At 59.4% G+C, this 11177-nt stretch carries 10 protein-coding genes; 7 read left to right on the top strand and 3 right to left on the bottom strand.

Annotation, left to right across the window (positions count from 1 at the left end; all coding sequences use genetic code 11):
• Positions 1-37: 37 nt before the first annotated feature.
• The gene (locus JAO29_RS21935) at positions 38-1423 is read right to left on the bottom strand and encodes an ArnT family glycosyltransferase (RefSeq protein ID WP_334270415.1); all 1386 of its coding nucleotides are present in this window, start codon (positions 1421-1423) and stop codon (positions 38-40) included.
• 138 nt (positions 1424-1561) lie between these two features.
• On the opposite strand from JAO29_RS21935, the gene JAO29_RS21940 reads away from it, so the two are divergent.
• The 4 genes from JAO29_RS21940 to JAO29_RS21955 all read left to right on the top strand — a co-directional run bounded on the left by JAO29_RS21940 (position 1562) and on the right by JAO29_RS21955 (position 6384).
• The gene (locus tag JAO29_RS21940; RefSeq protein ID WP_334270416.1) at positions 1562-3850 is read left to right on the top strand and encodes a polysaccharide deacetylase family protein; all 2289 of its coding nucleotides are present in this window, start codon (positions 1562-1564) and stop codon (positions 3848-3850) included.
• On the top strand, positions 3847-5088 hold the full coding sequence (locus JAO29_RS21945; protein WP_334270425.1) for a glycosyltransferase family 2 protein: 1242 nt from the start codon (positions 3847-3849) through the stop codon (positions 5086-5088). The genes JAO29_RS21940 and JAO29_RS21945 overlap by 4 nt, the downstream gene beginning before the upstream one ends.
• Positions 5085-5753: a DUF416 family protein gene (locus tag JAO29_RS21950; RefSeq protein ID WP_334270417.1), complete on the top strand. Its 669-nt coding sequence runs from the start codon at positions 5085-5087 to the stop codon at positions 5751-5753. Before JAO29_RS21945 ends, JAO29_RS21950 begins: the two co-directional genes overlap by 4 nt.
• A gap of 73 nt (positions 5754-5826) precedes the next feature.
• Positions 5827-6384 carry an REP-associated tyrosine transposase gene (locus JAO29_RS21955; RefSeq protein WP_334270426.1) on the top strand — a complete coding sequence of 186 codons (558 nt, stop codon included), beginning with the start codon at positions 5827-5829 and terminating at the stop codon, positions 6382-6384.
• Between the two features lie 204 nt (positions 6385-6588).
• Here JAO29_RS21955 and JAO29_RS21960 read toward each other — a convergent pair whose 3' ends face one another.
• A complete protein-coding gene (locus tag JAO29_RS21960; protein WP_334270418.1) occupies positions 6589-7089 on the bottom strand; it encodes a cupin domain-containing protein in 501 nt (166 codons plus the stop codon).
• A gap of 405 nt (positions 7090-7494) precedes the next feature.
• On the opposite strand from JAO29_RS21960, the gene JAO29_RS21965 reads away from it, so the two are divergent.
• The 3 genes from JAO29_RS21965 to pruA all read left to right on the top strand — a co-directional run bounded on the left by JAO29_RS21965 (position 7495) and on the right by pruA (position 10350).
• Positions 7495-7956: a hypothetical protein gene (locus JAO29_RS21965; RefSeq protein ID WP_334270419.1), complete on the top strand. Its 462-nt coding sequence runs from the start codon at positions 7495-7497 to the stop codon at positions 7954-7956.
• Positions 7957-7959: 3 nt separating this feature from the next.
• The gene (locus JAO29_RS21970; RefSeq protein ID WP_334270420.1) at positions 7960-8451 is read left to right on the top strand and encodes a hypothetical protein; all 492 of its coding nucleotides are present in this window, start codon (positions 7960-7962) and stop codon (positions 8449-8451) included.
• A 255-nt stretch (positions 8452-8706) separates the two neighbouring features.
• Entirely contained in the window at positions 8707-10350 is a 1644-nt protein-coding gene (pruA, locus tag JAO29_RS21975) for an L-glutamate gamma-semialdehyde dehydrogenase (RefSeq protein WP_334270421.1), read from the top strand.
• Positions 10351-10407: 57 nt separating this feature from the next.
• Here pruA and JAO29_RS21980 read toward each other — a convergent pair whose 3' ends face one another.
• On the bottom strand, positions 10408-11064 hold the full coding sequence (locus tag JAO29_RS21980) for a response regulator transcription factor (RefSeq protein ID WP_334270422.1): 657 nt from the start codon (positions 11062-11064) through the stop codon (positions 10408-10410).
• Positions 11065-11177 lie beyond the last annotated feature (113 nt).

An 11177-nucleotide genomic window follows, 5' to 3' on the forward strand; every position in this document is an offset into this window, starting at 1 on the left:
GCATAGGGTAGAACTTCTTCACTCGCCGAGATGTCGATCAGGAGGCAATTGTGCGGACACTCTCAACCTCTCTTGCGCCGGGCAGGGACAGGAAGAGAGCGCCTGCCCATAACATCAGCAGAGGAAAGAACTCGAGCGTGTATCGGGGCTCGGAGTTGTCCAGCGTCAACAGCAGTGCGCAGCGCAGCAGGAAGAAGGCTACTGTCGACCAGGCCAGCACAGCATAGCCGTCCCAGCGTCTCCGACGCCATCGCCACAGACCTGCGGCGCCCACCACCAGATAGGCGAGGTTCAGCAGAGCATAGGCAGTCGCGAACGCCGTCTGGGCCCTGTGCCTGCTCCAGTTCCACCACTCCAGATCAATCTCCATCATCGAGACCCGCGGTCGCAGCATCATGTTCACAAGACGCGCGAAGGGCAGAGCGACGTAGTACCGCAAGGGATCGTCTTCGATACGTTCCTTCGCCAGTGCAGCAAAAGCTGCATCCAGCTTCGGCGTGGCGTTGGACGTCTGGTTGTACTCGTTCAGAAGATCATTGACGCGGTCATACTGTTCGTCCGTGTCGAAGGCGCGGGTCGGGAGGTCGCCAATGTCGATGGTCGAGGTATTCCAGTTCCAGTACACATCTTCTGTCGAGGCGAAATCGATAGCCCAGCTGCGATACCACCGGTTGAAGCCGTGCGGAACCAGCTCTCCCGGATCAACCGCATCCCTCGGCACCAGCGGTTGAAAGACGTGGAAGGTCCTCCAGTTGCGAATCGTCCAGGGAACCAGCGGAAGTATCACGCAAAGAGCCACCGCCAGCGCCGGGCCAGCCCTCCGGATCTGAACCTTTCCCTCTGCCGTAACCCACAACATCGCCGGAACGACCACTGCCGCCAGCAGGCCCTGTTCCGGCCGCAACAACAGCGAATAGGCGAGCGCCACGGCGATGAGCCAGAGCCAGCGATTCCATCTAGCGCCCTCTGACCTCCAGCGCTCTAACCCATAAAAGGCGGCGACGATGGTCGCCAAGGTAAGAGTCTCAGTCAGCGGAGACGCCGCGTAGTTTGCCGTAAAGGGGCAGAGGGCAGCCATCCACAGCACCACGATGGCCGCGCGCCCACCGAATAGCCTCCTTGCCAGGTCGCTCAGCAGAACGCAGGTACCAAGGTCGATCAGGCATTGCAGCAGCATCACAGCGTTGTACTGGTCGTCTCCGAAGATACGGAAGCAGAGAGCCATAAACAACGGATAGCCAGGCAGCCGGATCAGGGTCGGAACGGGTCCATCGGGCGAATCGGCAAATCCATACACGCCATGGTGCATCCAGTTCTTCGCGATGTCGCCGTACATCAGCGTGTCTCCCGCGATGCGAGGAGCGTACAGCACGAAGACCAGCCTCAGGAGGAATCCCAACGCCAGCGGCAGCCAGAACTGCACGACCCTTCTTCGTGGATTTAGCATGCAAATGCATCATACTGTGAACCTTCGCTCCTGCTCCCTGGCTGCGTTGACTGCATCGAGCCCGCTGCATAGGATGGAACTTGGACTCGACCGCGGACCCGCATCAAACTCCCGATGAAGAAACAGATTTTCTATGATCCGCAACGCAAGCGATGGAAACGCCTCCGAGTTCTGTTTGACATTCTGGCGTTGGCTGGACTGGTTCTTGCAACCATCTTCATGATCGGCCTCATGCGCATGAAGCCGCTGCCCGAGCTGCTTCTTGCCGCCCAAAAGCGCAACTACCGGACACTTTCGAATCAGCTTCTCCAGAAGAATCAGAAGTTTCGTCGCTCCGCGCATCGCAAAACTGACCTCAAGCCCTCGGAGGTTCCGCTCAACTCCGGTGAAGGTCTGCGCGCCGCCTACTATGTAGACGACGATCCCGCCAGCTACTCCTCGCTGCGCCAGCACATCACTCAGATCGACCTTCTCTTCCCCGAGTGGCTGCACGTCACCTCCCCCGATGGCTCCCTGACCGGTTCCTCGATCGACGGCCGGCCTTACAAGATCATCAGCAACAGCGGGGTTGTGCCGGTCGATCGCGAAAACAAGATCGCCAATGTCATCGCGGACAGCCACGCGAACGTCGACGTCCTTCCGCTCGTCAATAACTACGACTCAGCGAAGAACAACTTCATCCCCGAAGTAGGAAAGTTCCTCACGAGCGACGCTGCCAGGGCGAACTTCATCCATCAGATCCATCTCTTCCTCGCGGCGAACCCCAACTATCGCGGGCTCTCGCTCGATCTCGAAAACATTCCGACCGAGGCGCAACCCGGCTTCAAGGCACTCGTCGCGGGCCTCTACGAAGACTTCCACGCACGCAATCTGCATCTCTACGTCAACGTCCCGGCACACGACGAAGACTTCGATCTAAAGTTCCTCGCTGACCACTCCGACGGCCTGCTCGTGATGAACTACGACGAGCACGAATCGGGCAGCGCTCCCGGCCCTATCGCATCCCAGGACTGGTTCGTCGACAATCTCAAGGCCATTCTCAAAGTCGTTCCTAAAGAAAAGGTCATCTGCGCGATGGCCAGTTATGGCTACGACTGGACGACGACGCTTCCTCCTCCCGCCCGCAAGGGCCACAAGCCTGCCCCGGAGAAGGTTCTCTCCGCCTCGACCATCTCCACTCAGCAGGCTTGGCAGGAGGCCTACGACTCCAACTCGCACATCGATCTCGATGACGACTCGCTGAACGTTCACTTCGCCTACGACGACGACGACGCTCATGTGCGCCACTACGTCTGGTTCCTCGATGCCGTCACGGTGCTCAACGAGATGCGCGCTGCCCGCGAGCTCGGCATCCAGACCTACGCGCTCTGGCGGCTGGGTCAGGAAGACAACTCCATGTGGAAGGTGTGGGATTATCCCCTGCGCGCCGACCCGGCAAAAGATCTCGCGCGCGTTGCGCCAGGCTATGACGTCGACAGCGAAGGCGAAGGCGACATTCTGCGCATCACCCGCAAGCCGCAGGACGGCTCGCGCGACCTGACCATGGACGACGACGACTCCGTCCCGCTGCAGTATCGAATGGTAGTGCAGGAGTCCATGGAGTCGTACCCGCTCTCCTACACCGTCACCCAATATGGCTACGATCCAAAGAAGGTCGCCATCTCCTTCGACGACGGCCCCGACTCCGAGTGGACCCCGAAGATCCTCGACGTCCTCAAGCAGTACGACGTCAAAGCCGTCTTCCTCCTGATCGGCGAGGAGGCCGAGAAGAACGTCGGCATCATGCAGCGCATCTATCGCGAAGGGCATGAGATCGGCAATCACACCTTCACCCACCCCGACATAAGCGACATCTCCAAACGACAGGTGGACCTCGAGCTCAACCTCACCGAGCGCCTCTTCGGCTCCAAGCTCGGCGTGCAGCCGCTCTACTTCCGGCCGCCCTACTCCATCGACCAGGAGCCCGACACCAACGATCAGGCCGCGCCCCTCGATCGCATCCAGAACCTCGGCTACGTTATCCTCGGCAACAAGATCGACACCAACGACTGGGACGAGCACCCCCGCAAGACCCCGCAGGAGATCACCGACAGCGTCTTTGCCCAGATGGCCGACATGAAGACCCAGCCCTGGCGACGCGGCTCCATCATCCTGATGCACGATGGCGGCGGCGACCGCTCTGCCACTGTCGCCGCTCTGCCCATCCTCATCACAACGCTGCGTCAGCATGGCTATCAGATCGTCCCCGTCTCCGAGCTCATCGGCAGACCCGCGCCGAAGTCATGCCTCCCCTCACGCCGCACCAGCGCTGGCAGGCGCGCGCCGACTCCATCACCTTCTTCCTCATCGGCTTCTTCAACAACTTCGTCGTGGCCGTCTTCTTCGTCGGCGACATCCTCATGAGCGGTCGTCTCGTCATCATCGGTGTCTTTGCGCTCATCGACCGTCTGCGAACGCGCAGAAACTACGCCGCGCCCGACTACAACCCGCGCGTCGCCGTTCTCATTCCCGCCTATAACGAAGAGAAGGTCATCGCCCGCACCATCCGGTCCGTGATGATGTCGAACTACAAGAACATTCGCATCATCGTCATCGACGACGGGTCCAGCGATCGCACCTTCGATGTGGCCTACGAAGCCTACCCGGCCGACATCGCCTCCGGCCGCCTCACCGTCCTCACCAAACCCAACGGGGGCAAGGCCGAGGCGCTCAACTTCGCCCTCAACCAGACCGACGAGGAGATCTACATCGGCATCGACGCCGACGGAGTCATCGCGCACGACGCCATCACCCGCCTCGTCTGCCACTTCGCCGACCCGAAGATCGGCGCCGTCGCCGGAAACGCCAAGGTCGGCAACCGCGTCAACCTCTGGACCCGCTGGCAGGCCCTCGAATACATCACCAGCCAGAACTTCGAGCGCCGCGCGTTGGATCTCTTCGATGTCGTCATGGTCGTCCCCGGAGCCATCGGTGCCTGGCGCACCTCCGCCGTCCGCAATGGCGGAGGCTACCACCCCGACACCGTCGCCGAAGACGCCGACCTCACCATGAATGTTCTCGAGCAGGGCTACTCCGTCATCTACGAAGACCAGGCCCTCGCCTTCACCGAGGCTCCCGTCGATATGAACGGCCTCATGCGCCAGCGCTTCCGCTGGTCCTTCGGCATCCTCCAGGCCATCTTCAAACATCGCGGAGCCATCACCAAACACCTCGCCATGGGCCTCTTCGCACTGCCCAACATCCTCATCTTCCAGATCCTTCTGCCGCTGGTCTCGCCCCTCATCGATCTCATGTTCTTCGTCGGCGTCATCAACTACCTCATCGACAAACACTTCCACCCGGAGTCAGCCTCCGCGGCCAGCTTCCACAAGCTTCTCGTCTTCTTCATCGCCTTCCTGGTGATCGACTTCCTCACCTCGGCCCTGGCCTTCGCGCTCGAACGCAAACACCCCGCCAGCCGCGGCGACGCGTGGCTCCTGGTCCACATCTGGATCCAGCGCTTCACCTACCGCCAGGTCTTCTCCATCGTCCTCTTCAAGACCATCAAGCGAGCCATCGACGGCAAACCCTTCAGCTGGGACAAGCTCGAACGCACCGCAAAGATGTCAAAACAGACTGAAGCTCTGGCTGAGCATCGATGAGAGATAAGTTCACCGACGAAGGAGCACCTCTTTCCATGCGAAGCTGGACTAAGCCGAATCAGGATATGCCCTTCAAAAGGTGGTTATCCGAATTGCCAAGCCTTTTGATTCAGGTTGATCGCCCGAAGAGGATTAGCTTCTTGGCGGCCACTTGTGAACGGCAGTTCGGAAACTATCTCCGCTTCTATCAGGAAACTGGATGGGGCCATCCTCCAACACTTTATGACGGACTGCAAGCTCTCTGGAACTACAGTGGGTCTATCGACAATCATCGGCTTAGAACGCTCGAGCGACGGATCAAGGAGGTTACGCCCGATACAGAGAAATTCAGCTCGGCATACACTTCAGCTGCTCTTGATGCAGCTTCGGTGATCCTCGAATCCTTCAACTACTGCCTCGACGATAATACCGAACACTGCGTTCAGGTTGCTCGTCTATGCCGTGATACCGTGTACATGTTCGTGGAGCAACGCGATGGAGATACCTACGCTGATGCGGACGAACTCAAAATTTATTCTGACCCTTTGGTCGAGCGCGAGTTGAGAGCACAGCAATCTGATTTCGAAATGATCCGTTCTCTGCCGGACGATTCTTCAATTGGTATTCCAGTTGAAAAGCGTCGCTGTCCCCCCGATTGCGGAACTCTTGAAATCTCGAATTTGTAGGAACCCCATCCGAACGCTGGGTGCCGGGTGCCCCACGTCTCGCTTCTGAGAGGTGGGAAGTAAGATGTCAGTCATGACCAAGGGTCTCGTTCGGTACCAGAAGACTGGATGTCATCTCCACTTCATAAGATTCAGTTGTCACCAGCGTCTTGCCTATCTTGGAAATGCTGAAACACGCGACCTGTTTGAACACTCTCTTGAGACAATGCGCAGACGCTATGACTTCGTCGTACACGGGTATGTAGTGATGCCCGAACATGTATACCTGCTTGTAAGTGAACCAGACGAAACTCTCCTCGCCACAGCCATTCAGGCCCTCAAGTTATCCGTCTCCATACAACAGGGACGAATCCGTCTCTGGCAGAAGCGATACTACGATTTCAACGTGTACACCGATGACAAACGAGTTGAGAAGCTCCGCTACATCCATCGCAATCCGGTAAAACGCGAACTCGTCGCCCAGCCCGAAGACTGGAAATGGTCCAGCTTCCTGCAATGGAAGACAAGCAAACGTGGCGCCGTCACCGTAGAAACAAATATCGCAGTAACTCAAACTATTCCCGGGTGCCCCATTCATGCGGCCTCATTGCATGAGTGGGACATTCGCGCAACGCGCGAACCGCCTCGTTAAGCACACGGCTTCAGCCGTGTGAAACCCCGCCGCTCAAGGCGGCGCTCCACTCTGCCGAAGGCCGGAGCGACGTCCGAAGGACGAAGCGACTCTCTAATCTGTCGAACCCAAACGGGGCGTACTCTCCGCTGCTATCAACCGAACCGGGTGTCGTCTGCGTGCCCCACATCTCGCTTCTGAGACGTGGGCACGCAGACGACACTCTCACAGCATCTCCGTCCGATACTTCGGCGCCAACTCTACAGCCTTTTTCTGCACCGCTTCCAACTCCGCCCCTTCCAGCCTCGGAGGAGGCTCCGTCGAGCTTCCCACCTTCACCCCTACCTCTTCGAAAAATCTCTCCTGCCCCGCAGGCGAACAGATACACAGCATCCGCGCCGCTGCCTTGCCCACGTTCTCGAACCGGTGTGGAGCGTTCGCAGGAATATGCACCGTCTCTCCCCCTCTAGCGATGCGTTTGCCATCGCGAAACGTAAACTCCAGCTCTCCTTCGAGCAGCGTAAACGTCTCCTCAAAATCATGCCGGTGCGGCGGAGGCCCTCCTCCCGGAGGAACATGCATGTCGATCAGGCAGTACCGCCCTGCCGTATCCTCACCCCGCAGCAACACCGTATACGTGTCGCCAGCCACCCCCAGATGCAGAGCATCCTCTACCCCGCGCACCACCAGCTCTCTGCTCAAATCATCATTCGGAATCGCAGCCATCGTCCCCCCTTTCAGGGTAGGATACGCGCCGATGATGGGTGGACCATTTCATCCAGTTCATCGCATGACTAGCCCACCGCACGGAGGCGCGAACCGCCGCCTCGGTAAGCATCCAGCTTTAGCCGTAGGAAGTGTCGCGGTCGGGTGGCCCACACATTCGGGAACCCACGTCCATGGGTGCCCCATTCATGCAGTCCATCGCATGAGTGGGCCATTCGCGCAACGCGCGAACCGCCTCGTTAAGCACACGGCTTCAGCCGTGTGAAAACCCCGAAGACCGTAGCGAGGTCCGAAGGACGAAGCGACCCAACGACCGCTCCCACCGCCTCATCCAACCTCGCGCCCGCCGAAACACCACAGCAAAATTCTTGCCTCCGTACAGGGCTCAGCGTATGATCCGCAGCCATGGATCTCTCCTGCTACATCTGCGATGGTCCCGAGCCGCGCATGGAGTTCATCCTCGGCCGCGTCTCGCCGCTCAATGCATGCTGGGGTCTGTGTAAAGTCTGCGGCATCGCCGTTTGCACCGGACACGGCTTTCGCCACGAGACTCCCGACGAGTACCAGTGCGCTCTCTGTGTCGGCCCCGGCATCAAGCGCCACGGCGGAGGAGGCGATGGCCCGCAGCAGCCAGTCAAACCCGGCCCCACCGAAGACGAATTTCTCCACGCCTACAGCCAACTCCGCATAGAGATCCGCGACGAGATCCGCAGCCGCCTCGACGAATACTTCAGCAATACCTTCGAGCCGTACCAGATGGATCGGCGAGCCCGTGAGATTGCGGCTGCCGCCTTCGAACAGGCATCCGGTGTAACGGAGTTTCGCAAGCGCCTCGAGGAGGCGACGCTTGAGATCTCAGGCGCATAACGTATGCTCACCCTCTTCCCCGGACGCGAGTGCAGTATCTCCTTTCGCCCTTCTGTAGCCGAAGGCGACGCCATCCTCACGGACCAGAACACCATCAACGCCGAGACAGGTTCGAAGATCTTTGTCCAGGTCGGCAGCAAAACCTACTACGTCGCCGTTACGGCAACGACGAAGATCAATAACCTCATCAATCGGGACAACGTGATCCTGCATGGAAGCATGGTGTCAGCCGCCCCAGGCCGATTCCGGCGCGTCTCTGAGACTCGCTACCGCCTCTTCAAGGCCATGGGAACCAGAAAAGCGAAGATCTCACTCGTCGCCATTCTCCTCTCAATCGGCTTGGGCACCGCTACCTCCATCAACGCCTCCCAGCACGGCGCCTCATCGGCCAAGCCCTGCACGGGATTCAGCTGCGTCACCACACCCACATGGATCCTGATGGGTTTTTCGGCCGCCGCGGCTCTCTTTGGCTGGACAAAGGACAACGTCCTCTAAATCAAACCTTCACTGCAGACGCTGTCAAGCCCCAAAACTCGCATCTCTAACAACATCAATGGACTACGGCTGCCGAATCATACTGCCTCAGCAGCTAAGATTAAAAGAACAACCTCTCCTACCCGAGCGACGCCGGATTTCAAGAACCGTAAAATCGAAGGTCCGGACCTAAGTGCAACCTTTCCAGGATTTGCGCAAAATACATGGGGGTGGGTGGGCTCGTCGCTCTTCTTGCCCGCAGCAGTAGAATGAGGCATGGCAACCGCTGACCTCACCTCCGCTGCCCCTCAGCGCACGACCCTGACGCCCTTCGTCAACGAGCCGTTCATCGACTTCACTGTAGCCGAAAACAAACGGGCCATGGAAGCCGCGCTCGCCGATGTAGAGTCGATGCTGGGCCGCGAGTACGACCTGGTGATCGGCGGAAAGCGCCTCAAGACCGATGGCAAGATCATCTCCACTAATCCTGCCCGCCCGGCGCAGGTCGTCGGGATCCACCAGCGCGCCGAAGCAGATCTCGCCGAAACGGCCATGGAAGCCGCACTCGCTGCCTTCCCCGCCTGGAGCAGAAAGCCCGCCGCCGAGCGTGCTGCCCTGCTCTTCCGCGCTGCCGACCTCATCCGCGAGCGGAACTTCGAGTTCTGCGCCTGGCTCGTCTTCGAGGTCGGAAAGAACTGGGCAGAAGCTGACGCTGACGTAGGCGAGACCATCGACTTCCTCGAGTTCTACGGCCGCGAAGCTCTCAAGCTGGACGCCGCAAAGCCCCCGATCCAGTTTCCCGGCGAGCGCAACCAGCTCCGCTACCTTCCGCTCGGCGTCGGAGCCGTGATCCCGCCATGGAACTTTCCCTTCGCCATCATGGCCGGAATGACCGCCGCCGCCATCGTCTGCGGCAACACCGTCATCCTTAAACCATCGGTTGACGCACCGACAATCGCAGCGCGCTTCCTGAGCCTCCTCGAAGAGGCCGGTCTTCCCGATGGAGTTGTGAATCTCTGCCAAGGCGAAGGTTCGGGCTTCGGCTCCGCGATCGTCGCTCACCCGCAGACAAGATTCATCGCCTTCACCGGATCCAAAGCAGTCGGGCTCGAAATTCATGAGAGCGCCGCACGCCCGCAGCCGGGACAGAGGTTCATCAAGCGCACCATCCTCGAGATGGGAGGAAAAGACGCGATCATCGTCGAAGGCGACGCAGACCTCGACGCCGCGATTGAAGGAGTCGTCGCCAGCGCCTTCGGCTTCAACGGGCAGAAGTGCTCAGCCTGCTCCCGCGCCATCGTGGATGCGAACATCTACGACACCTTCTGCGATCGCCTGCAGGCGCGCGTCGAACAACTCCAGACCGGCGATCCCGTGAAGAACGTCTACACGGGTCCAGTCATCAGCGAGAAGGCCTTCAAGAAGGTTCTGGGATACATCGAGATCGGCAAAACTGAGGGTCGGCTGCTCGCTGGAGGCGAAACCATCAAAACGCCGGATAGTGGTTACTACATTCAGCCAACGGTCTTCGCCGACCTCAGCCCGACATCCCGCATCGCCCAGGAGGAGATCTTCGGCCCGGTGCTGGCGGTCATCAAGTCAGGAAGCTTCGACGAAGCCCTGAGTATCGCAAACAACACGGAGTACGGCCTGACCGGTTCGGTCTATTCCTCATCGCGCGAGAAGCTGGACCGTGCGCGGGAGGAGTTCCATGTCGGAAACCTGTACTTCAATCGCAAGTCGACCGGCGCCATGGTGGGAGCTCACCCATTCGGTGGCTTCAATATGAGCGGAACCGACTCAAAGGCGGGTGGTCCGGACTATCTTCTTCTCTTTACGCAGGCAAAGAGCATCGGCGAGAAGATCGGGTACGCCAGCGAGGCGGCCGAGAAGCAGGCAGAGCAGATGGGCGGCCTGTAGAAATCAGGCCCATAGAAAATGCCCGTCAGATGACGGGCATTTTTTATTGCGGTGCGGTTACGCGCTCTTCATCTCAATCAGGTTCCCTGCCTTCGCCGCGGCCTCCGCCAGCACGCGATGATGAATCGTGAACAGGGCGAGCTCCAGACGGTCCGAGACTCCGGTCTTGTCGTAGATGCCGCGCAGATAGTTTTTGATTACCTGCTCCTTGGTGCCGAGCTGAACCGCTATCTCCTTGTTTTTACAGCCCTGCACGATCAGGGCTACGATTTGCATCTCTTTTGGAGTCAGCCGGTCCCGAACCCGGGTTCCGACGCTGTCCGTCGAGTGGATGGCGGTTACATTGGCGCGCTGCATGTAGCGCTGCCCGCGGGCGACGCGGCGGACGGCATCGGAGAGATCGGTTCCGGCGATATTGCGGCAGACCACACCGTCCACTACGGATGCGACCTCGTCCGAGACGTGTTCAGTGTTCTCCGCAATCAGGACGATGCGGCTGCCTACCGTGCGAGCACGACCGGTAAGTGCTTGCACATCAGGATGAAGGCTGGATGCCACGAGAATAATTGCGCCTCGCAGACTCTCGAGTGCGCTCAGCAGCTTGGGCAGATCTTCGCATTGCGCGACGATTCGCATATCTTCTTCGAGCGCCAGAACCCTGGCAGCGCCCGCACGAAAGATGACCTGGTTATCAGCGAGAATGATTCGATTCATGGAGATCTCCTGCAACGGGGTCTTCCGCCCCGTGCTCCTCTCATCGGCGCCATCCGGTCCGCCTGACTCTTGTGTCTTCAATTCGGACAAACCCCCTCTGGTCGAAGTCCAAG

Source organism: Edaphobacter sp. HDX4 (genome assembly GCF_036877565.1).
Lineage (GTDB): Bacteria > Acidobacteriota > Terriglobia > Terriglobales > Acidobacteriaceae > Edaphobacter.